The 23,698-nt window shown below is 57.8% G+C and carries 18 protein-coding genes and 4 pseudogenes; 10 read left to right on the top strand and 12 right to left on the bottom strand.

Annotated elements, in window-relative coordinates:
* Positions 1-9: 9 nt before the first annotated feature.
* From AAHB66_RS11690 to AAHB66_RS11700, 3 genes are all read right to left on the bottom strand, one after another.
* Positions 10-1,131, bottom strand: coding sequence for a M20 peptidase aminoacylase family protein (locus tag AAHB66_RS11690; protein WP_347116386.1), 1,122 nt, complete (start codon positions 1,129-1,131; stop codon positions 10-12).
* Positions 1,128-2,123 carry an LLM class flavin-dependent oxidoreductase gene (locus AAHB66_RS11695; RefSeq protein ID WP_347116387.1) on the bottom strand — a complete coding sequence of 332 codons (996 nt, stop codon included), beginning with the start codon at positions 2,121-2,123 and terminating at the stop codon, positions 1,128-1,130. The genes AAHB66_RS11690 and AAHB66_RS11695 overlap by 4 nt, the downstream gene beginning before the upstream one ends.
* Before the next feature lie 110 nt (positions 2,124-2,233).
* Positions 2,234-2,773 (bottom strand): AAA family ATPase, encoded by a 540-nt coding sequence (locus tag AAHB66_RS11700; protein ID WP_307762779.1) that lies wholly within the window; start codon positions 2,771-2,773, stop codon positions 2,234-2,236.
* 349 nt (positions 2,774-3,122) lie between these two features.
* Between AAHB66_RS11700 and AAHB66_RS11705 the strand changes: the two are divergent.
* A pseudogene (locus tag AAHB66_RS11705) lies at positions 3,123-4,659 on the top strand (methyl-accepting chemotaxis protein).
* Positions 4,660-4,775: 116 nt separating this feature from the next.
* The gene (locus tag AAHB66_RS11710; RefSeq protein ID WP_347116567.1) at positions 4,776-4,922 is read left to right on the top strand and encodes a hypothetical protein; all 147 of its coding nucleotides are present in this window, start codon (positions 4,776-4,778) and stop codon (positions 4,920-4,922) included.
* On the opposite strand, the pseudogene AAHB66_RS11715 reads toward AAHB66_RS11710, so the two are convergent.
* Positions 4,919-5,104 (bottom strand): annotated as a pseudogene (locus AAHB66_RS11715) (cell filamentation protein Fic); the annotation flags it as partial. The gene AAHB66_RS11710 and the pseudogene AAHB66_RS11715 sit on opposite strands and share 4 nt — an antisense overlap.
* A 255-nt stretch (positions 5,105-5,359) precedes the next feature.
* On the opposite strand from AAHB66_RS11715, the gene AAHB66_RS11720 reads away from it, so the two are divergent.
* From AAHB66_RS11720 to ansP, 3 genes are all read left to right on the top strand, one after another.
* The gene (locus AAHB66_RS11720) at positions 5,360-6,607 is read left to right on the top strand and encodes an MASE1 domain-containing protein (RefSeq protein WP_347116388.1); all 1,248 of its coding nucleotides are present in this window, start codon (positions 5,360-5,362) and stop codon (positions 6,605-6,607) included.
* Between the two features lie 2 nt (positions 6,608-6,609).
* Entirely contained in the window at positions 6,610-7,917 is a 1,308-nt protein-coding gene (locus AAHB66_RS11725; protein WP_347116389.1) for an MFS transporter, read from the top strand.
* Between the two features lie 422 nt (positions 7,918-8,339).
* On the top strand, positions 8,340-9,836 hold the full coding sequence (gene ansP / locus AAHB66_RS11730; RefSeq protein ID WP_347116390.1) for an L-asparagine permease: 1,497 nt from the start codon (positions 8,340-8,342) through the stop codon (positions 9,834-9,836).
* Positions 9,837-10,022: 186 nt separating this feature from the next.
* Here ansP and AAHB66_RS11735 read toward each other — a convergent pair whose 3' ends face one another.
* Positions 10,023-10,415 carry a RidA family protein gene (locus AAHB66_RS11735; protein WP_347116391.1) on the bottom strand — a complete coding sequence of 131 codons (393 nt, stop codon included), beginning with the start codon at positions 10,413-10,415 and terminating at the stop codon, positions 10,023-10,025.
* Between the two features lie 115 nt (positions 10,416-10,530).
* On the opposite strand from AAHB66_RS11735, the pseudogene AAHB66_RS11740 reads away from it, so the two are divergent.
* Positions 10,531-11,128: pseudogene (locus tag AAHB66_RS11740) on the top strand (TetR/AcrR family transcriptional regulator).
* Positions 11,129-11,217: 89 nt separating this feature from the next.
* Here the strand turns inward: AAHB66_RS11740 and AAHB66_RS11745 are convergent.
* Complete coding sequence (locus AAHB66_RS11745; protein WP_347116392.1) at positions 11,218-12,279, bottom strand: YncE family protein; 1,062 nt, start codon at positions 12,277-12,279, stop codon at positions 11,218-11,220.
* 263 nt (positions 12,280-12,542) lie between these two features.
* Between AAHB66_RS11745 and pqqU the strand changes: the two genes are divergently transcribed.
* A complete protein-coding gene (pqqU, locus tag AAHB66_RS11750; RefSeq protein ID WP_347116393.1) occupies positions 12,543-14,657 on the top strand; it encodes a TonB-dependent receptor PqqU in 2,115 nt (704 codons plus the stop codon).
* Positions 14,658-14,691: 34 nt separating this feature from the next.
* On the opposite strand, the pseudogene AAHB66_RS11755 reads toward pqqU, so the two are convergent.
* The 4 genes and pseudogenes from AAHB66_RS11755 to AAHB66_RS11770 all read right to left on the bottom strand — a co-directional run bounded on the left by AAHB66_RS11755 (position 14,692) and on the right by AAHB66_RS11770 (position 19,014).
* A pseudogene (locus AAHB66_RS11755) lies at positions 14,692-16,231 on the bottom strand (methyl-accepting chemotaxis protein).
* 179 nt (positions 16,232-16,410) lie between these two features.
* The gene (locus AAHB66_RS11760) at positions 16,411-17,079 is read right to left on the bottom strand and encodes a GntR family transcriptional regulator (protein WP_347116394.1); all 669 of its coding nucleotides are present in this window, start codon (positions 17,077-17,079) and stop codon (positions 16,411-16,413) included.
* A gap of 253 nt (positions 17,080-17,332) precedes the next feature.
* The gene (locus AAHB66_RS11765) at positions 17,333-18,373 is read right to left on the bottom strand and encodes an NADP-dependent oxidoreductase (protein WP_347116395.1); all 1,041 of its coding nucleotides are present in this window, start codon (positions 18,371-18,373) and stop codon (positions 17,333-17,335) included.
* 65 nt (positions 18,374-18,438) lie between these two features.
* On the bottom strand, positions 18,439-19,014 hold the full coding sequence (locus AAHB66_RS11770) for a helix-turn-helix domain-containing protein (RefSeq protein WP_347116396.1): 576 nt from the start codon (positions 19,012-19,014) through the stop codon (positions 18,439-18,441).
* Between the two features lie 152 nt (positions 19,015-19,166).
* Here AAHB66_RS11770 and mddA point away from each other — a divergent pair, with 152 nt between their 5' ends.
* Both mddA and AAHB66_RS11780 read left to right on the top strand, forming a co-directional pair.
* Positions 19,167-19,685, top strand: a complete 519-nt coding sequence (gene mddA / locus AAHB66_RS11775; protein WP_347116397.1) for an L-methionine sulfoximine/L-methionine sulfone acetyltransferase — start codon at positions 19,167-19,169, stop codon at positions 19,683-19,685.
* Positions 19,682-20,131 (top strand): DMT family transporter, encoded by a 450-nt coding sequence (locus tag AAHB66_RS11780; RefSeq protein ID WP_325929650.1) that lies wholly within the window; start codon positions 19,682-19,684, stop codon positions 20,129-20,131. The genes mddA and AAHB66_RS11780 overlap by 4 nt, the downstream gene beginning before the upstream one ends.
* Before the next feature lie 2 nt (positions 20,132-20,133).
* Here the strand turns inward: AAHB66_RS11780 and AAHB66_RS11785 are convergent, their stop codons facing one another.
* Positions 20,134-20,367, bottom strand: a complete 234-nt coding sequence (locus AAHB66_RS11785) for a YdcY family protein (protein ID WP_347116398.1) — start codon at positions 20,365-20,367, stop codon at positions 20,134-20,136.
* Positions 20,368-20,475: 108 nt separating this feature from the next.
* Positions 20,476-22,074, bottom strand: a complete 1,599-nt coding sequence (locus AAHB66_RS11790; RefSeq protein WP_347116399.1) for an ABC transporter substrate-binding protein — start codon at positions 22,072-22,074, stop codon at positions 20,476-20,478.
* 281 nt (positions 22,075-22,355) lie between these two features.
* Here AAHB66_RS11790 and AAHB66_RS11795 point away from each other — a divergent pair, with 281 nt between their 5' ends.
* Positions 22,356-23,696 carry an SrfA family protein gene (locus tag AAHB66_RS11795; RefSeq protein WP_347116400.1) on the top strand — a complete coding sequence of 447 codons (1,341 nt, stop codon included), beginning with the start codon at positions 22,356-22,358 and terminating at the stop codon, positions 23,694-23,696.
* The last annotated feature ends 2 nt before the right edge of the window (positions 23,697-23,698 follow it).

Consider the following 23,698-nt stretch of genomic DNA (forward strand, 5'->3'; position numbering starts at 1 on the left):
TCCTTACCCTTAAAGTTGATTCAGTGCTTTTTCCGCAAGCTGGGCGAAATACCGCGCGGCGGGTTCAATTAAGGCTTCATCCGGGTTAAAGGCCGGATGGTGTAATCCGTACTGGCTGGCGCTGCCGATGCTGACGAAGGCACCGGGGATCTGCTGCAGGTAGACGGCGAAATCCTCTCCGCCCATGTGCAGCTCGGCCTGCCGGGTCTCATACCCGGTTTCCCGCGCCACCGAGGTGGCAAATTCGGCCCAGTTGGCGTCGTTGACCAGCGCGGTGGGGCCGGCATACCAGGTGATGTCGATCTGCGCGTTAAAGGCGCTGGCGAACCCGGCGGCGATTTCAGACACCCGGGCCTTCACGTTCTGCTGCACTTCGGTGCGATGGGTGCGCAGGGTGCCTTCGAGCTCGACGCTCTCGGGCAGCACGTTCCAGGTGTTGCCCCCGGTAATGCGCGTCACGCTCAGCACCACCGAATCAAGGGTATTCACGTTGCGGCTGGCGACGCTTTGCAGAGCGGTCACTAACTGGCTGGCCAGCAGGATGGCGTCGTTGCCTTCATGCGGACGGGCGGCGTGCGCCCCCTTGCCGGTGATGCGAAATACGAAGCGGTCGACGTTGGCGTAGAACGGGCCGCCGCGGGTGGCGAAACTGCCTACCGGCAGACCGGGTTCGTTATGCATGCCGAAGATGGCACTGACGTCGCGCAGGGCCCCGGCACGCACCAGGCTTTTGGCGCCGCCGAAGTTCTCCTCCGCCGGCTGGAACAGGATCCGCACCCGGCCGTTCAGCGAGGCTTCCCGTTCTTTCAGCTTCAGGGCCGCGCCGAGGATCACGCTGGTGTGGATGTCGTGGCCGCAGGCGTGCATGACGCCCGGGCGTTGGGAGGTAAAGGCTACGCCGCTGCGCTCCTCAATAGGCAGGGCGTCGATGTCGGCCCGCAGGGCAATCTGTTTATCACCCTTCCCCACTTCGGCGACCACGCCGGTCGCCAGATCGTAAGGCAGAACCTTAATTCCTGCGTCGCCTAACCATTGACGCAGGCGGGCGGTGGTCTGGACTTCCTCGCCGGAAAGCTCCGGGTTCTGGTGCAGCTCGCGGCGCCAGGCGATCAGCTGTTGTTCGAGGCTCATACCGCCACCTCCTTCTGCTGTCGGGCCTGGGCCAGCAGGCGCAGGGACTGCACCCGGGCGGTGCCGTCGGCAACCGGGGTATCAATGATGAATTCGTCGATGCCCCACTGCTGATGCAGGGCCTCCAGCTGGTCGAGCACCGACTCCGCGGTACCTGCCAGCAGGGACTGGGCGCGTCGGGCGATACGCAGCGGCTCGCTGCCCGCCTGACGGGCAAAGGCGTACGCCTGCTCTTCGCTGGCGACGGTGACCCGCTGGCCATTGACCAACTCAACGCCCCACACTTCTACTGCGCTTGCCAACGATTCGGCCTGCGCCTGGGTTGGAGCGACGATGGCCTGCACCGCGACAATCACCTCCCGGGCGCTGTGGGTGCGCCAGGTGTTAATCACCTCGCGCAGCAGATCGGGGTCGCCATTCAGATGGGCGGCAAAAACAAAGTCCCAGTCGAGGCTGGCGGCAAGGCGCGCGCTCTCCGCGCTGGCCCCCAGCAGGAAACCGGCCGCCGGAACCTGCGGTAACGGGGTGGCGCGAACCGCCTCTTCCGGTGACGTCGGGTTGATCCAGCCATTCAGCTGCGCCAGCTGGGCGGCGAAATCGCCCTTCTCCTGCTGGCTGAGGCCGAGCTGTAACGCCCGGGTCGAGAGCGGCAGGCCGCCCGGCGCTTTGCCGACGCCCAGATCCACACGACCGGGGGCGATGGCGGCCAGCAGGTTGAAGTTCTCTGCCACTTTGTACGGGCTGTAGTTTTGCAGCATTACCCCACCGGAGCCGACGCGAATGCGCCGGGTCTGCCCGAGGATCCAGGCAATCAGCAGCTCAGGCGACGGACTCGCCAGCTGCGGGGTGTTATGGTGTTCGGCAATCCAGAAGCGGTGATAACCCAGGGTTTCGGCCTGCTGCGCCAGGCTTAAGGTGCGCGACAGCGCATCGGCGGCCGTTTCGTTCTCTGCGACAGGACTTTTATCCAGAATGCTGATTCGCCAGGACATGTTGCAATCTCGTTTGACTAAACATGTCGCCATTATTAAGGGGCGATTTCACCGCTGAGAAACAATTAATTTACATTTGGTTTGCCGGATTTCAGAAATACCGCGTGGGATTACAGGGACGAATGCAGCTCAGCGATCAGGGCGTCGGCCTGCTGGCGGGAGGTGATGCGCACGAAGCGGATATGGGCAAAAGCCGGGTTCTGCATGTCGGATTCATAGCGCGCCCGGTTGCTGCGCCAGGTCTTGATGGTCCAGAGCAGGATCGATTCCCGACTCAGGAAGGTGCGGCGAAAACTTTCCCGGTTGCCGGTGCCTGGCCACAGTTCCTGCTGCGTCCAGGCGCGTTTTACCGCCCGGGTAACGGCCTGACGCAGGGTGCGGGCCAGGCCGTAATCGACCCATACCACCAGATCGACGTTGCGCCATTTTATCGGGCGGGTGCGGTTGTAGTTGCCGTCCAGCACCCAGCCTGGCGTGGCGCTGAGCGCCGCCTCCAGCTTCGCGAACATGACCTCGTCCGGGGAGCCCTGCCAGTCGGAACGCCAGTACAGAGTGTCCATTTCGATACAGGGCAGCGCCAGTTCAGTAGCGATCCTGCGGGCCAGCGTGCTCTTGCCGCTGCCGCTGGTGCCAACGATATTGATTTTCATCACATTTCCTGATGCGTAGGGAAAACCGGGCTAACAATCATAATGTTTTATGAATGTTAATGAAACACGATTTCGGCAGTGTGGTTTTCGCCACGGAGTCATTATTTCCGTTATATTTACCTTAAGTCGGTTTATTTTCCGCCCCTGTTGATATTCACGTCCAGTTGATTGCACTTTTATTACATAAGCAGCGGTTACGACAAAAAAATAGTTAATTCAGGCGCTTTCTAATTCATTAGTTTTTGTGGAGAATACGCCAGCCGTAATATCAAAGAATAAATAAATAACCTTGCCTGAAACTTTTTCTCGGGCGGCTTCTCTTTACACAGACATCACCATGGAGTTATTCATGAGGCGTAACAATCAAGTTACACAAAACGAGTATTTGCTTAACGAAGGGTCGACCTTAATGTCGACGACCGATATCCAGAGTCATATTACTTACGCGAACTCGGCCTTTATTGATGCCAGTGGTTATAAAGAAGAACACCTTATTGGCGAACCGCATAATGTGATCCGCCATCCGGATATGCCCCCCGGAGGCCTTTGGTGATATGTGGTTTACCCTGCAGCAGGGCGAGAGCTGGACCGGGCTGGTGAAGAACCGCCGCCACAACGGGGATCACTACTGGGTGCGGGCTAACGTCACGCCGGTTTACCAGAATGACACCCTCACCGGCTATATCTCGGTGCGAAATATTCCTGAACGTCATGAGATCGACGCAAGCGAGGCGCTTTATCAGCGGGTACGAAATAACGACATAAAAGGCCACCGTTTTTATAAAGGGGTGCTGGTGCGTCGGGGAATATTCTCTTTTCTTTCGATATTCAAACGTCTCAGTACTGCGAAGCGGGTTAATTACTCCCTTGGTATTACCGCCCTGCTCGCACTGGCCCTTCCTTTATTATCCCCTGGTGCATTATTGCAAACCTGCGGCCTCGCGCTGCTGTTTATTTTACTGGCGTTATTTCTTAATACCCAGATCTGCCGCCCGGTAAAAACCATTGTCAAACAGATGCAGCGCGTGGTGTCCGGTCGCAAGACAGACTATTACCACTTCGATCGCGTTGATGAGATTGGCTTAATGATGCGGCTGGTTAACCAGTCCGGATTAAACCTGAATTCGCTGGTGGATGATGTCGGCACGCAAATCAGCGGGATCCGCGCCATCAGCCAGCAGGTGGCGAAAGAAGGTGATGCCCTGCAGGCACGATCGGAGGAGACTTCGGGGGATCTGCAGCAGACGGCAGCGGCGGTGGAAGAGATTGCCAGCGCGGTAAAACAGACCGCCCAGACGGCGGAAGAGGCGATCCGCATGGCCGACCAGACCAGCGCCAGCGCGTACAGCGGCGAAGCGGTGATGAAGCAGACCATCGGCGTGATGCAGTCGGGATCCCGGGATAACGGCCAGATTGTCGATATCATCGCGGTGATCGACCGTATCGCCTTCCAGACCAATATCCTGGCACTGAATGCTGCGGTGGAAGCCGCCCGCGCCGGGGAAGCAGGACGCGGCTTTGCGGTGGTCGCCGCCGAAGTGCGTAATCTGGCCCAGCACTCCGCGTCTGCGGCAAAGGAGATCGCCGCGCTTATCGAGAAAAACGTCGCCAGCGTTAATGCCGGCGTGGACATGGTGGAACAGACCGAAACCCAGCTGACCACCATGATCGGCAACGTGCTGAATATGTCGGCCCTGATCAAGGAGATCGGCCACGCCACCCAGGAGCAGACCCAGGCCCTGACCCTGATTAATGAGTCCATTTCGCGCATCGGGATGATGACCCATAACAACACCGGAATGGTGGAGCACGTCACCCAGGCAGCCAACCACCTCACCCAGCGCACCACCCGCCTGCAACAGGCGATTGCGGTGTTCGGCGGCTGAACAATATCGGGGCGAAAATTTGTTTTCGCCCCGATGAATAGGTTACTCTACGAATCACCATACTAAGGGCGCTGTTCCTCCCTGGAATGTCCAGAGTCGTTCAGGAGATAAATCGCGTGAGAAAAAAAACCATCACAAAAGCTCAAATTTATCGTTCCGTTGCCAGCTCAACCGCGATCGAAACGGGCGTTTCCGTGCAAAAAATTGAGCAGCAACTCAAACAAAATAAGGTGCAGGCAAAAGCCGTTGGTCTCGCCCGTTAATCGGGCAAGATATCGCTTACCAATTGCATCATGGGGCTATAGTTCCCTGACACACCGGCCTGAACTGCCTTGAAGTAAAAAATCTTATGCTCGTCCCAAAGGCTATAATCCAGCACCCCTTTTCCCGCCAGAACTGACAGCACATCGAAGAGTAGCCGCGACAGACGCCCATTACCCTCTCTTGTTCGCCAGAACCAAGTCCTCAGAGCCAGGCTGATAACGCTGTTCCGCTGAATGAAGTTCATATTTTGACAAGCCGTTACCTCCGTCCGCTAAGTTCGCAACGTTGCACCCTGCGCTTTACTGCCGTCTATTCAAACGATCGTAGCGATTCGGGTTCATCTTATCTACCTTGATTCATCGCTACGGCAAAAATGGCTAACCCGGCGAAAAGGTCATATCTTTTTTAAAGCGACGGTCGCTGCCGGGAGCCCTGGATGAAAGCAGATAAACTGACGATAGCGGTCTCGTTACTCGCCTGGGGCGCGCTCTATTATCTGCTGGGCTGGATCTCGTTATTTCTCGACGGCCCGCAGAGCCGGGTGGCCTTTATCTGGCTGCCGTCGGGCGTGGCCGTCACCGCCTTTTTGATCACCGCGCGAAAGCAGTGGCTCGCGCTGTGGATCACCCTGTTCCTGGCCCGTCTATTACTGGGGCTGACCTTTCAGCATACGCTTCACGTCTCGCTGGTACTGGCCCTGTTTTCGCTGACCAGCCATCTGGGCATTGCCTGGTGCGTACGCTACTTTTCCCGGGGCTACGACCGGCTGCACAAAATCGTTAACTGGGTCATTTCGACGATTGTCATTAGCGCGCTGGCGGCGCTGATGGGGGTCGGATGGGTCTCCCTGCTGGCCGGCAGCATGCAGATGCAGTGGCTGTGGATCGTCTGGAGCGCCAACGTCACCGGCACGCTGTTTGTCACCCCGCCGCTGATGGGCCTGCTGGCCCCGGCCGATAAAGGGGCGCGGCAGGAGTCGTTAGCGGGCGTGTTTCTGGTGTTCGCCGTGTTGCTGGCAACGCTCTATATCTTCAACGGCGTGCCCGATCGCAGCGATAACATTGCCCTGATTTACTCCCTCGCCTGCCTGCCGCTGGTTTTGCTGACCGCCACTACCGTTATCTGCGGTAATCGCCTGGCCTCGCTGGCGTTTATCCTTTTTAGCGCGGTGGTGATCTATGCCTCCTGGCGCGAAACCGGTCCCTTTTATTTCGCCCGCCTGGCGCCGGAAGAGTCGGTTTTGCTGGCGCAATCTTACCTCTCCGCCGCCGCCCTGCTGCTGGTGTTTATTCGCGCCCAGAAATCACAAACCGCAGCCGACCGTCGTCCCCGGGCGATGGCCTACTCCCTCGATCCCGAAACGGGCCACCTGGTCTGGGATCCTCACGCGGACCCGTCTCTTGCCGCCGCGTTAGCCTCTGTCACCAGCCGGGAAGCGCTGCTGGCCCGGGTGCCCGATCCGCAGCAGCAGGCGCAGATGGTTGCCCGCTGGCAGGCGGTAGCCAACAGCCAGCCCGTGGCAGACGTATTTCGTTTTACCCTGGCGCTGCCGGGCAAGGTACCCATCCCGTTAACAGAGCGAAATATGCTGCTGATGAGCGACAGGGATCGCCCGGTCATTGTCGCGTTCTGGTCTGAAGATAAAGGAAGCCTGTTTCAGCCCGCGCCGCAGGAGGAAGGTTAACCATGCTGCAGATCGCCTTTTTGCTGGCCGGGGCGGCGTTTGTCCGCAAAGCGGCCCCCTTTTTTATGGTGGCTGGCGTGCTCTGGGGCGGGCTGGGGCTGGCCATTTTTATTGATGGCCTGCAGGGTGGGCTGCACTTCCCGCTGCATGTGTTTGGCCTGTTTCTGCTGCTCGACAGCCTGGTGTCGCTGGCGCTGGGCTCGGCGGCTAAAGGGACTCAGCGCGGGATTTTTTACTTTAAGGGCGGCGTATTCCTGTTAATCGCCATCCTGATCTTATCGGGTCGCCACGACGGCACTCTGGCGCTGGCGATCGTCTTTGGTATCGCGTACTTCATTACCGGCCTGTTTACTATCGCCTCTGCGGTAGTGGTGCGCTTTTCCCACTGGCGTCGCGCCCTGCTCTCCGGGGTGTTACAGATCCTGTTTGCCATTTTCCTGTTCCTGCCCTTTCCAACACAACATGACGGCACCGTCTCGCAGTTTATCGGCATGGTGATGCTCACCGGCGGGGTACAGTCGGTGATCCTCTCTCTGCGGATGCGTCAGGTCCGCCACGGCCGCTCGGTGTTCGATATTCTCGCCCCGCAGACGCTGAGGATTGGCAAACGCGAGGCGCTGCCCCAGGAGAGTGATAACACGTCGGGCAATCAGCTGATCGTTCACATCTGGACCCCGGAAGGTTCGGCTAAACAACAGACGCGCCCGCGCCCGGTAATTAACCGCTATATTGCCGCCGTCGATGCCGACGGGGTGATCTCGACCGGCCATGCGGCGCTCGAACTCCCGCCGACGCTCTATATCAGCCTCTACCCGGCGGCGGAGATTGATCGTTCCCCGTCGGAGTTTTTTAACCTGCTGAAGGCGGTGGAGGCAAATACCGTGGCGGGCAAGTATCAACCGGATTACCGTTTTGAAGCCAATATGTGGTGCGAGTCCGACCGCAAAATCCACTTCTCCACCTTCAATGCGGCCTCGCTCACCCGTTTCTGGAGCCATTACCGGCAAACCGAAACCTACAACCTGACCTGGCGCAACTGTTCCAGCAGCGTGGCCTGGGCCCTCGAAGCGGCGCTGGACGGGGCGTTGAAAGAGCGCTGCTCCCGGGGCGGCTTTGTACGGCTGTTGTTTATTCCGGAGCTGTGGATTGCCGCGCAGCTGCGCAAGCGCGCCACCAACATGGCCTGGACACCCGGGCTGGTGCTGGACTATACCCGGGCGCTGCATGCGGTGGTTCATCCCACCGACGTGTCGCTGACCTGTCTGATTAAAAAGAGGTGGTTTACGACGGCGAATACGGGTCGTGAGTGATTTTCTCCCGTCAGCCACCGGGCTGCCGTGTACCGCTTGCGCCATGGCGAGGTGAGTCATAGCGGTTTTCCTGCCCGGGGTCAGGTCGGTTTTGACGTATTATCGCTGCGCAACAATTAAGCAAAACTGATAGAAAATGCGGCAAAAACGCGAAAAGCCGTTTCAAAAATTCACAGGCTTCAGCCGCCTGTAGCCCCCGACAGCACTGACCCGACCAATTATTTAGAGCCACCTCACTTTCGGCCCGTTATATTTTGCGTCCCTTACTATTTGCAGGTAGGATGCTTCGCCATGTTTTGCCTTATCCATACGCAGAATGACTGGAAAGGCAGCATATTTCCGCGCAAAAGCAATCGTTTGTATTGTGACCTGCCGGAGAGGACATCATGAAACATGATTCAGACAGGTAAACAGGTAACTCAATGAAAACAAGCAATAAAAGCGCAGCCGATCATCACGCTGCCAAACGTCGCTGGCTGAACGCCCACGAAGAGGGCTATCACAAGGCGATGGGCAACCGTCAGGTGCAGATGATCGCCATCGGCGGCGCTATCGGTACAGGGCTGTTTTTAGGTGCAGGCGCCCGCCTGCAGATGGCTGGCCCGGCCCTCGCACTGGTCTATCTGGTGTGCGGTATCTTCTCCTTCTTTATTCTCCGCGCTCTTGGCGAACTGGTACTACACCGGCCGTCCAGCGGCAGCTTCGTCTCCTACGCCCGTGAGTTCCTTGGTGAAAAAGCCGCCTATGTTGCGGGCTGGATGTACTTCGTCAACTGGGCGATGACCGGGATTGTCGATATCACCGCAGTAGCGCTGTACATGCACTACTGGGGCGCGTTTGGCGATGTCCCGCAGTGGGTGTTTGCCCTTGGCGCGCTGGCGATTGTCGGCACCATGAACATGATCGGCGTGAAGTGGTTCGCCGAGATGGAGTTCTGGTTTGCGCTGGTTAAGGTGCTGGCGATTGTGATCTTCCTGGTGGTGGGTACGGTGTTCCTCGGCAGCGGTAAACCGCTGGACGGCAACATGACTGGCTTCCACCTGATCACGGATAACGGTGGTTTCTTCCCGCACGGTCTGATGCCTGCGCTGGTACTGGTCCAGGGCGTGGTGTTCGCTTTTGCCTCCATTGAGCTGGTGGGTACGGCGGCGGGCGAATGTAAAGATCCCGAGAACATGGTGCCGAAGGCGATCAACAGCGTGATCTGGCGTATCGGCCTGTTCTATGTGGGCTCCGTAGTGCTGCTGGTTCTGCTCCTGCCGTGGAACGCCTATCAGGCGGGTCAAAGTCCGTTCGTGACCTTCTTCTCGAAGCTCGGCGTGCCGTACGTGGGCAGCATCATGAACATCGTGGTGCTGACCGCGGCGCTCTCCAGCCTGAACTCTGGTCTGTACTCAACGGGCCGTATCCTGCGCTCCATGTCGATGGGCGGTTCTGCGCCGAAGTTTATGTCGAAGATGAGCAAGCAGCAGGTGCCGTACGCGGGCATTCTGGCGACGCTGGTGGTCTATATCTTTGGCGTGTTCCTGAACTATCTGGTGCCGTCGCAGGTATTTGAGATCGTGCTGAACGTCGCGGCGCTGGGCATTATCGCCTCCTGGGCCTTTATCGTGGTGTGCCAGATGCGTCTGCGCAAAGCGATCAAAGAAGGTACCGCGGCCGATGTGAGCTTCAAGATGCCGGGCGCACCGGTCACCTCCTGGCTGACCCTGCTGTTCCTGTTCAGCGTGCTGGTGCTGATGGCGTTCGACTACCCGAATGGAACGTACACTATCGCCACTATCCCGCTGCTGGCGGTTCTGCTGGTGGCCGGCTGGTTTGGTGTGCGTAAGCGCGTGCATGAGATCCACAGTACCGCGCCAAAACACCCGGACGATGAAAAGCAGGATGGTCCGCTGGTGGAAGAGACCTCAAGGTAAAAGCATGAATAAAAAAGGGAAGGCAGATGCCTTCCCTTTTTTTTGCCCGGCGGCGCTGCGCTTGCACGGGCCTACAAAATCCGCGCGCAAATCCTTTTGTAGGCCGGGTAAGGCGAAGCCGCCACCCGGCAAACAGACCGCACCCACCCTTTTGCCCGGCGGCGCTGCGCCTGCACGGGCCTACGGTTAGTGCGGAATGCGGGCAATCACCTTAATTTCGAAATCAAATCCTGCCAGCCAGGTCACACCAACGGCGGTCCAGTTCGGATACGGCGGCTGCGGGAAAATAGCCTGTTTGACCTCCATGATCGTTGCAAACTGATTCTGCGGATCGGTATGAAAGGTCGTGACATCAATCAGATCGTCAAATGTACACCCCGCCGCGGCAAGGGTCGCTTTCAGGTTATCAAAGGCAAGCTGCACCTGTGCGGCAAAATCCGGCTCCGGCGTGCCATCGGCGCGGCTCCCCACCTGACCAGAAACAAACAGCAAATCGCCGGAACGGATGGCGGCAGAATAACCGTGCTTCTCATAGAGAGCATGTCGGTTGGCTGGGAAAACCGGTTCGCGCTGGATCATAGTGTGTCCTGTACTGTATCGAGGGTGAAAAACGCGTAGGGATGATTTAATATACGCTGCGTATGTCAAATTAATCACACATACGCCGCGTATGTCAAATGAAGATGGAGAACCTATGGTGGCCAAACGCCGCAGCGAAACGATGGAAGAGAACCGGGCAAAAATGATCGCGGCAGCAAGAAAAGCCTTTGCTGAAAAGGGCTTTGTCGCGGCATCAATGGATGAACTCACGGCCAGCGTCGGCCTGACCCGCGGGGCGCTGTACCACAACTTTGGCGATAAAAAAGGGACTTCTCGCCGCCGTTGTCGACCAGATCGATGGCGAAATGGCGCAACGGGCTAAGGCTGAGGCCGCTGAGGTGGTTGATGACTGGGACAGACTGTTAGCCGAAGGGGTCGCCTATATCAAAATGGCGCTGGATCCGGAGGTGCAACGCATCGTTCTGCTGGATGGCCCTGCTTTTCTTGGCGATCCCGCCCAGTGGCCTGGTCAGCTGAGCTGCCTGGAATCAACCCGTCAGAGCATCATCAACATGCTCGAACACGGCGTGATCAAGCCGGTGGACGCAGCTGCCGCGGCCTACATGTTAAACAGCGCCGCGATGAGTGCCGCGCTATGGATAGCGGCCAGCCAGGATCCGCAGAAGGCGCTGCCTGACATCATTGCGGTGTTCAGGCAGCTGGCAAGCGGCCTGTGTCAGCGTCCAGAATAGCGGCGCTGCGCTTGCACGGGCCTGGGGTTTACGTGGTGTTGTAGGCCGGGTAAGGCGCAGCCGCCACCCGGCACGGCACGGCACAAACCTTACAGCGCGATACGAATCACATCATCCGGCTGGGTTGCCTCCTGCTGGCGGGAAGACTTCTGCTTCACCGTCACGAACAGGGTTTTACCGTCGGCGGAGAGCGCCAGGCTGTTCGGGAAGGTCGGGGTGTCGAGGGTTTTCGTCACTTTATAGGTTTTCGCATCAATCACGCTCACCTTGCCCGCTTCACGGTGGGTCACATAGGCTTCGTTACGTGCCGGGTTAAACAGCACCGCCAGTGATTCCGGCGCCGCTACTTTGCTCAGCACGCTGCCGTCTTTCAGGGAGACAACCAGCACTTCCGGCTGTTTCGAGTCGGTGATAAACGCGCGCTGGCCTTTCACGTCGAGGCTCAGGTTCAGGTAGAAGTGCTCTTTCCCGTCGTCCTGCAGTTTTTTGCGCTCGATGATTTTGTGGGTCGCGGTGTCGATGGTCAGCAGCTCGCCGTCGCCGTTGGTGGTGTACAGACGCTTCGCCTGCGCATCCAGCGCCAGGCCGGTGCTGAACTTACCGGTGCCGCTGATGGTCTCTTTCAGCTTCAGCGTTTCGCCATCCACCACCCAAATCACGCTCTCTTTACCGATGCCGGTGATATAGACGGTGTTGGTGGTGTCGTCCGCCACCAGCTCGCGCGGCTGCAGCGGTTTGACGGTTTCGCTGCGCTGACGGTCGTCCAGTACCAGACGGCCCTTCACATCGCCGGTTTTGGCGTCAATGGCGGTCACCGCGCTGTTGGTGGTGTTACCAAACCACAGCGTCTGGGTGGCGTTGTTGATGGTGGCGCCAAAAGGTTTCAGATCGCTATGAATAGCCTGCGTCACTTCCAGGGTCAGCGGATCGAGACGGTAAACCACCCCACCCTTATCGGTTTTGCGGCTCTGCGTGGTGGCAACCCACAGCGCGTTCTCCTGCTGGCTGACGGCCATCTCATACGCGCCTTTACCAACCGCTTTACGCAGCATCTCTTCTGCGGCATGAACATTAAAGGTCCCGGCGACCAGCAGAGACCCTAACAGCAGTGAGCCACGCAGACGCGGCGAGCACAGGTGACGTAAATTCATAACAACTCCCTTTTAACGTAAATGGTATCGCTGACATCGCTTCCGGTCGGCAAAGTCATCGCTTCGCCTGATTTTGATGAGAATAGTAATCATTATTTATCGCAATGTGGAGTAATTCTTGATCGCATCAAGACGATCCGCCGAATTAACCTACACTTAGGTTAACGCTATGTGCTTTTATGGTTTTCAAAATATTTACAAAAGATTTACCATATAAGCACATGTTCCATTTGGTTCGTCTTTCCCTTAACCGGCTTTTATTCATGAAAATCTTTTCTGCCCGTAAGGCAACGCTTCCCCTGCTGTTGGTTCCTGTTATTTTTTCACCTGTCGCCACGATGGCGGCCGAAGAGCAAACCATGATCGTCAGCGCGTCGCCACAAACGCTCTCTGAGCTGGATACGCCTGCGGCGGTCAGCGTGGTCAACGGCGACGATATGCGCCAGGCCACGCCGCGCATTAACCTCTCCGAATCCCTCGGCAGCGTGCCGGGACTGCAGATCCAGAACCGGCAGAACTACGCCCAGGATCTCCAGCTGTCGACCCGCGGTTTCGGTGCCCGCTCCACCTTCGGGGTGCGCGGCATTCGTCTGTATGTCGACGGTATCCCGGCCACCATGCCGGACGGCCAGGGGCAAACCTCGAATATTGATATCAACAGCCTCGAGAGCGTCGAAGTGTTGCGCGGGCCCTTCTCCGCCCTGTACGGCAACGCTTCGGGCGGCGTGGTTAACATGACCACCGAAACCGGACGTCAGCCTACCACCGTTGAGGCCAGCAGCTATTACGGCAGCTACGGCAGCTGGCGCTACGGCATGAAGGCCACCGGCGCGATGGGCGACGGCACTCAGCCAGGGGATGTGGATTACACCGTCTCCACCACCCGCTTCACCACCCATGGCTATCGCGATCACAGCGGCGCGCGTAAAAACCTCGCCAACGCCAAACTGGGCGTGCGCGTCGACGATGCCAGCAAATTGACCCTGATTTTTAACAGCGTCGATATGAAAGCCAACGATCCCGGCGGTCTGGACTATCAGGAGTGGCGGGACAACCCGCGTCAGTCTCCGCGTGGGGATCAGTACAATACCCGTAAAACCATTAAGCAGACCCAGGCTGGCCTGCGCTATGAGCGTCAGCTGAGCGCGCAGGACGATCTCAGCGTGATGGCCTACGCCGGTGAGCGTGAGATGACCCAGTACCAGTCAATCCCGTACCAGCCGCAGCTGCGCCCGACTCACGCGGGCGGCGTGATCGACATGCAGCGCCACTACCAGGGGATCGACACCCGCTGGACCCACCGTGGGGAGCTACTGGTGCCGATGACCTTCACTACCGGTCTGAACTACGAAAACCTGAGCGAAGATCGTCGCGGGTATGAAAACTACGTGATGAACAACGGCGTGCCGGATTATGGCGTCAAAGGGGCGAAACGCCGCGATGAGCGCAACCTGATGTGGAACGTCGACCCTTACCTGCAAACCAACTGGCAGCTGACAGATAAGCTCTCCCTCGACGCGGGCGTGCGCTACAGCTCCGTATGGTTCGACTCAAACGACCATTATGTACAGGGTGCGAACGGCGATGACAGCGGCGACGCCAGCTACCACAAATGGCTCCCGGCCGGCGCGCTGAAGTACCGTGTGACCGATGCCTGGAACGTCTATGCCGCCGCAGGCCGTGGTTTTGAGACTCCGACCATCAACGAACTCTCGTATCGTTCCGATAACCAGAGCGGTCTGAACTTCGGCCTCAAGCCGTCGACCAACAATACCTATGAGGTTGGGAGCAAAACACGGGTCGGCAACGGCCTGTTCACCGCGGCGCTGTTCCGCACCGATACCGACGATGAGATCGTGGTCGACGCCAGCTCAGGCGGACGCACCAGCTACAAGAACGCCGGTAAAACCCGCCGTCAGGGCGTGGAGCTTTCACTCGATCAGCAGTTTGCCGAGAACTGGAAGCTGAAGATGGCGTGGACGTATCTGGATGCCACCTACCGCACCAACGTCTGTGGCGACGCGGACTGTAAAGGTAACCGGATGCCGGGCATTGCGCGCAACATGGGCTATGCCTCGTTTGGCTGGCAGCCTGAAGAGGGCTGGTATGCGGGTTCCGATGTGCGTTACATGAGCGACATCGAGGCCGATGACGAAAACAACGCCAAAGCCCCCTCTTATACCGTTGTGGGTCTGAATACCGGCTATAAGCTGAACGTCGGCAACTGGGGTATGGACGTCTTTGGTCGCGTGGATAACCTGTTCGACAAAGAGTATGTCGGCTCGGTGATCGTCAATGAATCAAACGGGCGTTACTACGAACCGGCACCGGGGCGTAATTACGGGGTGGGCCTCTCCGTCTCGTATCGCTTCGAGTGATAACAAACCGGCAGCCGTGGCTGCCGGTTCTTTTTTATGCCATCTGCGCGCGCTGATCCAGACGGAACGCCGCCACCAGCGACTCCAGCAGACGGGCCTGATCTTCCAGCGCCCCTGCCGCCGTAGAGGATGCCCCCACCAGCGAAGCGTTTTGCTGGGTTGTGGTGTCCAGCTCCATCACCGCACGGGAGATCTGTTCGATGCCCCGGCTCTGCTCTTCCGAGGCCGAGGAGATTTCCCCCCATGATATCGTTCACGCGGGTCACCGAGTCTACCACCTGCTCCATGGTCTGCCCGGCTTTCGCCACCAGATCGCTCCCGGTGGAGATACGCGAGACCGATTCGCTGATCAGCAGCTCGATATCTTTTGCCGCCTGAGAGCTGCGCTGGGAGAGGCTGCGCACCTCGCTGGCTACTACCGCAAAGCCACGCCCCTGCTCCCCCGCTCGCGCGGCCTCTACCGCGGCATTCAGCGCCAGGATATTGGTCTGGAAAGCAATGCTGTTGATCACCGCCGTGATATCGGCAATTTTTTGCGAGCTGGTGTTAATGTCGCTCATGGTGCTGACCACATCGCGCATCACCCGTCCGCCCTGGGTGGCGGTTTGTGAGGCTTCTGCCGCCAGCTGGCTGGCGTGACGGGCGTTGTCGGCGTTGTTTTTCACCGTGGCGGTCAGCTCTTCCATGCTGGCTGCGGTTTGCACCACGGCGGCAGCCTGCTGCTCGGTACGTGATGAAAGATCGGTATTGCCTTCGGCGATTTCGCTGGCCGCCAGCGACACCTGCGCCACGCTGCTACGCACCTCACCAATCATTAAGCGCAGTTTATCGTTCATCCTGCCCATCGCCCCGGTCAGTTTGCCCAGTTCGTCTTCCCCCTGAGGGTCAATATCAGAGCTGAGATCGCCGCTGGCAATGCGCTCGGCCAGCTGTAGATTGTGTCTGACCGGATGGGTGATCTGGCGGGTGACCCACCAGGAGACGAGGATCCCGAAGAGGATAGCCACCACGCCAATAATGGCGGTGATGGTGCTGGAGCTGTAGGCCAGCGAGTCGTTATGGACTTTGACCAGCGCGATGATGTCGCGGATCGCGGCGCTGCTGTCGTCGCCAGCGGTTTTGACCTTGTCTTCCGCCGCTTTCAGGGCTGCCGTGGCCGCCGGATCGTTTTTGTCGGCGCTCCAGGTCACCATCGCGGCCTGCATTTCACTGACGCTGCTGCCAAAACGGGCCAGATGGCCGGCAATGCTGTCAATGATAGGTTTCTCTTTGGCTGTCCACTCCAGCTGCTGGGCTTCAGCGGTGAGGTCGGCGGCGTGTTTGACGTAGTTTGCCATCAGCTGACCGGACTTTTCGTCACCGTTATAGAGAAATTTGAGGCGGTTTATCTTGGCCTGAAAGACCTCGATATTGATGTTGTAGATCAGATTGGTTTGCTGGTAGACGTCGCGAATCTCTTTAAAGCGCTGCACGCTCAGCAGCGTCGATACCGCCACCAGCAGCAGCACCAGACCAAATCCCGCGGCGAGCTTTCTGCTCATTTTTATATTACGTAATCGTTGACTGACACTCATTCCTGACTCCTTAGAAGGCAACTGTGCCTTTTAAGGTTATCGGCAGGAAGGCTGGTTAATTCATAGTCAAGCTGGTCTTATCAGTTTCAAACGAAATAGCATTTCCGGCAGCACAAAGACCGCCGGAAATAATGCGAGGATGTATTCGGTGATATTACCGCTTCGCTTGTTTACGTAAATTAAGGTAAAAACTGTTTAATCAATATGCCATTTGCCTCGTCGATCACTTTATCAATCGCCGCGCGGCTGGCCTCTGTATCGCCCTGTTCCAAAGCAGCGAGTAACTCCTCATAACGATAGGAGCGAGACGGCAGCACAATGTTCGGATCGTACAGGCAGTTAAAACAGGGCCCGATGCGCACCCACAGCTGCTCGATAAGCGCCATCAGGGTTGGCATATCCGCATAGTGATAGAGCGTGAAGCGAAAAGCCCGGTTAGCGTGAAGCGCACGCTCAACCTCGCCGCTGCTCATCGCATCATGAAAATTGTCGGAGAGCGTACGCAACGTAGCGATGCGCTCATCAGACATCTGCTCGCAGGCGGCAGCAACGGCCATGCACTCCAGCTCCTTACGGATGGCATTGACTTCGTTGTAACGCTCAAGCGAGACTTCCGGCACCAGAAACGCTTGTGCCGGGGTGGCGTGCAGCGCGCCAGCGGAGACCAACCGCAGCAGCGCTTCACGTACAGGAGTAATACTGGTACCTAACTTATCCGCAATCTCTTTAGTGACGAGCCGTGCGCCTGGCTTCAGGGCCCCTGCAATCAGGGCACCTTTCAGACTCACCTCAACCTGCATCGTCAGGCTCATTCGTTGAGCCTTTTCTAAATTGTCCAAATCCAGCATGTTCAATTCCTGTTACCAACACTTAACTTATAATCCACAGTAGATAAACGAACCGTCGCGGGTTGGATATATCCTGTATCTTCATGCTTGATTAACTTTAAAAAAAGCATTCCATCAAAACCAAAATTAATTGGTTAAGTAATGTTCCTCATTTCGTATAAGACGTTCGGACTAATCTATGTTGGTATAATTAAAGACGTTATTTCGAATTTTGCCCAGGTAATTATGGCGGAATAATCCGCCATAACCGGTACTATAAGTTATTGTTCGCGACACGTATCACGACTTTTCCGAAGTTTTTACCCTCCAGCAGGCCGATCAGCGCCTGAGGGGCGTTTTCCAGCCCGTCCGTGACCTGCTCACGGTAGTGGATTTTGCCCTCACGAACCCAACCGCCCATCTCCTGCTGAAATTCTGCGATGCGATGACCATAGTCCTGGTTGATGATAAAGCCCTGCATACGAATGCGTTTTTTCAGGATGGTGCCCATCAGCAGCCCAAGGCGATCCGGCCCTGGCGGCAGGTCGGTGGCATTGTATCCGCTGACCAGCCCGCACACCGGCACGCGCGCCGCAGTATTCAGCAGCGGCAGCACGGCATCAAACACCTTCCCGCCCACGTTCTCATAGTAAACATCAATGCCCTGCGGGCACGCCTGCTTAAGCTGTTCGGCAAAATCCGCGGCGTGGTGATCCACACACTGGTCAAAGCCCAGCACCTCAGTCGCATGGCGGCATTTTTCCGCGCCGCCGGCAACGCCCACCACCCGGCAACCTTTCAGCTTGCCAATCTGGCCGACGGTTGCCCCCACCGGACCGGTAGCCGCAGCCACCACCACCGTCTCACCCGCTTTGGGCTGGCCGATATCGAGCAGGCCCATGTAGGCGGTAAAGCCGGGCATCCCCAGTATGCCTAACGACCAGGAGGGGTGTTCGGGATCCGCACCCAGTTTGACCAGGCCCGTGCCATCCGAGACGTCATAGTCCTGCCAGCCGCTGTAGCCCAGCACCCATTCACCGGGTTGATAGTCTGGATGGTTCGACCTCTCCACGCGGCTGACGGTGCCTCCCACCATCACCGCACCGATGTCCACCGGCGGCGAGTAGGACGGCGCATCGCTCATGCGGCCGCGCATATAGGGATCAAGCGAGAGCCAGATAGTACGCAGCAGAAGCTGGCCGTCTGCAGGTTCCGGAATGGATGTGTTTTCTAAGCGAAAGTTATCAGCGGTGGGTGCACCATGGGGACGAGAAGCCAGAACCCATTGACGATTCTGCGTTGAAGATTGACTCATACCTCACTCCTGTTTAGACAAACGTCCTTAGAGACTAGCCGCATCTTCTCCTGTCCGCCTTAACATTACGAGCCGGACTGGTTCAGCCTGACGACGAGATACACGCAGGGCTCGCTGCTTTCGTTGATAAACCGGCAGTCGTTAGGCGGGCCAAGTTCCAGACAGTCTCCGGCGCGCATTTCATGGCGGGTGTCCCCTTCCAGAAACACCAGTTCGCCCGACTGGAGCCAGATCAGCTGGCGTGCAAGAGCATAAGAAGAGGCTGGCATTGGCACGTCGCTGCCGCCGGGAAGTTCAACCTGCACCATGTCGATAGGCAGATCGGAGCGCGGCGAGACGTGACGACGCAGATAGTGCGTCTGCGGATCGCGCCACACCGGCTGGTTGGCAAAGCGCAACAGCTTGCCTTCCTGCAGTTCAGCGCGCGCGATAAGCGTGGACATGCTGATGCCAAATGCGCCGGAGAGTCGGGCCAGCAGCGTCGCCGTCGGGCTGCTCTCCGCGCGTTCAATTTTGTGGATCATCGCCCGTGAGACGCCGGCGCGTTCCGCCAGCTCGCTCAGCGACCAGCCGCGGGATTCACGCTCCAGCCGGATGCGGGCGCTGATCCGCTGATTGATATTGTCTGGCATAGTATTCATCACGTCATACTATAGTGAAAGTAATGGATTACAACGCGCTTTTTTTCATAACAAAAAGATATGGCTTATGCCGTAGCGTTAAACCGGTCACCCTGTGTAATATTGTGACGAAACGTATCACTATAGTGAACAGACACAGCCAGAGGATCCCCATGATTATTCGTCACGCCTTAAAAGAGGACTGCGCCGCCATCGGTGAAATCTACAACCACGCGGTGCTGCACACCGCCGCGATCTGGAATGATGCCACGGTCGATACCGATAACCGTATCGCCTGGTTCGAAGCGCGCCAGCTGATGGGCTATCCGGTGCTGGTCAGCGAAGAGGATGGCGTGGTGACCGGTTACGCTTCGTTCGGAGACTGGCGCGCCTTTGACGGTTTTCGTCATACCGTGGAGCACTCGGTGTATGTTCATCCGGATCATCAGGGCAAAGGCATTGGCCGCGAGCTGATGAAGGCCCTGATCGCAGAAGCCCGCCGCATCGGCAAACACGTGATGGTGGCGGGGATAGAAGCGCAGAACAGCGCCTCTATTCATCTCCATGAGACCCTGGGCTTTGTCACTACCGGTCAGATGCCGCAGGTGGGCACCAAGTTTGGCCGCTGGCTGGATCTGACCTTTATGCAGCTGCAGCTTGACGAGCGCACCGACCCGGATGCGATCGGATGAATCAGTCGCTGACGCTGGTGTTTCTGGTGGCGGCAGGCATTGGCCTGGTGGTGCAGAACACCCTGATGGTACGCATCACTCAGACCTCGAGCACCATTCTGATCGCCATGCTGCTCAACTCGCTGGTGGGGATTGTGCTGTTTGTGTCGATCCTGCTGATTAAAAACGGCGTCGCCGGGTTCAGCGAGCTGGTGCATACGGTGCGCTGGTGGACCCTGATCCCCGGCCTGCTGGGGTCGTTTTTTGTTTTTGCCAGCATCAGCGGCTATCAGTATGTCGGCGCGGCAACGACCATTGCGGTGCTGGTCGCCAGCCAGCTAATTGGCGGTCTGGTGATGGACGTGGTGCGCAGCCAGGGGGTGCCGCTGAAGGCGCTGATCGGCCCGGTGTGCGGCGCGGTGCTGCTGGTGATTGGCGCCTGGCTGGTCGCCCGACGCCAGTTCTGAACTCAGAGGATCACGCCGCCTTTGGTCAGGCTCTCTTCGCGGGCTTCCTGCTCCTCTTTGTAGTGTTTGCCGTGATGAGCAATAGTCGTGCGAAGACGCTGCTGCTGGGTATAGCGATCTTCCCGGCTTAACCCGGTGTCTTCGCTGAGTTCGATCAGCAACTCGTTCATATGAACGATCACGCTTTCCTCTACCGCGGCGTCAACGCGGGCGATAACTTCCTCTAAATGTGACATTGTCACTCCTTGTGTTTGCCCGGCGGCGCTACGCTTGCCGGGCCTACGGTTTGTTCCCTCTCCCCTTTGGGGAGAGGGTCAGGGTGAGGGGCTCAGGCCGCACCAGACTTAGTTCAGTTTCGCCTTCGAGAAATCGCTCCCCATCAGGCTTACGCTGTACCCGCTGACGTTGCTGCGGGTGGCGTAGAAGGTTTTGCCGTTCGCCAGCGCAATCCACGGGGCCTGCTGGTAGAAGATCTCCTGCGCCTGGCTGTAAAGCTTCGCGCGGGCAGCCGGATCGCTGGTCAACTTCGCCTTCTGGACCAGGTCATCATAGCCCTTGTCGCACCAGCGTGCAGCATTGGAGCCGGTTTTAATGCTGTCACAGCCCAGCAGCACGTCGGCAAAGTTATCCGGGTCGCCGTTATCCGACATCCAGCCAAACAGCGCGCTATCGTGCTCGCCTTTACGCATTCCGGAGAGATACTCGCCCCACTCGTAAGAGACGATTTTCGCTTTGATGCCCACCTTCGCCCAGTCGTTCTGGATCATCTCGGCAATGCGGCGCGAGTTCGGGTTATACGGACGCTGCACCGGCATCGACCACAGGGTCACTTCCGCACCCTGCTCCAGCCCGGCCTGTTTCAGCAGCGCTTTCGCTTTTTCCGGATCGTAGCCGTAGTCCTTGAGGTCTTTATTAAAGCCCATCATGTTCGGCGGGATCGGCGATTTTGCCACCGTGCCGGAGCCCATAAACACCGCGTTAATAATGGCGTTTTTATCGGTGGCGTAGTTCAGCGCCTGACGCACCAGCACGTTATCAAACGGTTTTTTCTCGGTGTTGAACGCCAGATAGCCGACGTTCAGCGCATCTACCGAGTGCAAGGTCAGATCTTTGTTTTTCTTGATCACGTCAAACTGCACCGGGGATGGCGCAGGAATGATCTGGCACTCGTTAGTCTGCAGCTTCGCCAGGCGGGTTTCGACGTTCGGGGTGATGGAGAAGATCAGATGTTTGGTCGGTACCGCGCCATCCCAGTAGTTCGGGTTCGCCAGATAGCGGATCTGCGAGTCGGTTTTATACTGCTGCAGCACGTAAGGGCCAGTGCCGATCGGCCAGGTATCGACGTTCTCCGGGGTGCCTTTTTTCAGCATCGCGTCGGCATATTCTGCGGAGAGGATCGAGGCGAAGTCCATCCCCCAGTCGGCGAGGAACGCGGCATTCGGTTCGCTCAGCACAAACTGGACGTGGGTATCATCCACCTTCTTCACCTCCTGGATCAGTTTATCCAGGCCAACGTCGTTGAAGTATTCGTAGTTACCCTGGGACACGTTGTGATACGGATGCTTAGGGTCTTTCTGACGCATCACCGAGAAAATAACGTCATCGGCGTTAAAGTCGCGGGTCGGTTTAAAGAATTTATTGCTGTTGAACTTCACCCCTTTGCGCAGGGTAAAGGTATAGGTTTTGCCATCCGGGGAGATGGTCCAGGATTCCGCCAGCGACGGCACCGGGGTGTTTTTCACCGGATCGAAGTTGATCAGGCGGTTATAGAGCACCTGCGAACTGGCGACGAAGGTCGGGCCGGAGCTGGCGATCTGCGGGTTAAACGACTCTGGCGAGGCTTCTGAGCAGTAAATAATCGTATCGTTATTAGCCGCCCATGCGGCACCCGCCGGCAACAGCGCGCTTAATGCCAGCGCGAGGAGAGTTTTCCCTGTAGACATGTTTATTACCTGTTTGGATTTATTATTTAGAATAGTAATAACAGCACACCACCCTTCCCCTGGCAAATAACGAAACACTATCAGGTTATTCTAAAGCAGTTATTTCCGCTGATTTTCTCACCACCAGCGGAACAGTGATTTGCCTTAAGGTACATTCAACGTCAAGCACTTTCCGCGCCCTCAATGCAGTAAGAAATCACCCCTTTTGCCGTCTCTTCTGCCGTTTGCTTGCCCGCAGATTTCGTAAAGTAGACGCGTGAAAAAGTCTATGGGACCAAATCGTGGCAAAAACCCTTTTACGCAGCGGCAATCTTGATGATTTCCAGGCCGTTGGCGGCGGCGGACAGGCCGTATTTGAATCAGCATTGCAAATCCGTGAGGCCCTGCGCCTGCGCAAACAGCAGTCAATCGTCGATTGTCTGGCGATCCCACAGGTCAACGATGAAGGCGACCGGGTAGACTGGTACTCGCCGACCGAAGGCGCGGTGACCAGCTGGAAAGCCGCCGACGAAGACGCGCGCTTTCGGGCGCTGCGCCTGCTGGAAAGCACCCTGTCCAGCGTGGAATCCCTGAGCAAGAAATCGCTCCAGTCGCCAAAAACCGCCCAACAGCTGTTTGGTTCCCTGCTCTCTAAAGCGTTCCAGTTCCCGGGGGAAAACTTCCTGTTCCTGGTGGACGGTAAGCCGGTGATCACCTTCTGGGGTTTTGTGAACCTCAATGAAAATGCGCGCGAAGATATTCTCGACTGCCTGCGCGCCTCCCTGCTGCCGGTCCCGATGCCTGCCCCGGTTGTTGAGCCAGAACCCGAGCCGGAACCAGAACCGGCTATCGTCTTTGAAAAAGCTGATGAACCGCTGGTTGCCGCCCCGGCAACGGTGCATATCACCGCCGACGATCTGTACGAGGCGCATCCTGCTCCGGTGATGACCGCCAGCGAACCCGAGCCAGAACCCGCCCCGGCGATCGTCGCAGCAAAAAAACGCCGCGTTCCGCTGTGGGCGCTGCCTGTTGCTGCCGTGGTGGTTGCCGCCGCGGCCGCCCCGCTGCTGTGGCCAAAGCAGCCTGCAACCGTTGAACCGGCAAAAGTCGCCGTTGCTGCGCCGGTGGCAATTGCACCAAAACCGGTGGCCGCCGTCGAACCTCTGCCGCTGAATTTACCGCTGCATCAGGCGGAAGTGGCCGCCGTTAAAGCGCCTGCGCCGGTTGCGCCGGAACCGGTAGTGATTACTGCGATCCCGAAAGATGCAATGGTGATGGAAGCCGGTCAGGTGAAATCCGGCTCGACCCGTTTTCTTAACGGCAGCTGGCGCGCGATGCTGGAGGTGACCGATCCGATCACCGGTAAGCCGCCGTCAGTGCGCTATCAGATCCAGAACAATAAAGGGTCGGCCCGCGTCGTTCACGGTGACAACGTGGTCTGCCGCGCGGAGGTCTTCTCCGGGCTGCACAGCAACGGTGAGCTGCTGATTAAAACCCGCGGCAATGCCCGCTGCGCCGACGGCTCGCGCTACCCGATGCCGGAAATTACCTGTAAAGCCGGTACCAACGACGTGGCAGAATGCAGCGCGCGCTACGACGCGAAAACCGTGGTTCCATTGACATTCAGGAAGGCAGGTGCGTGATC

Origin of the sequence: Leclercia sp. S52, from assembly GCF_039727615.1 — a bacterium.
GTDB classification, from domain to species: domain Bacteria; phylum Pseudomonadota; class Gammaproteobacteria; order Enterobacterales; family Enterobacteriaceae; genus Enterobacter; species Enterobacter adecarboxylatus_B.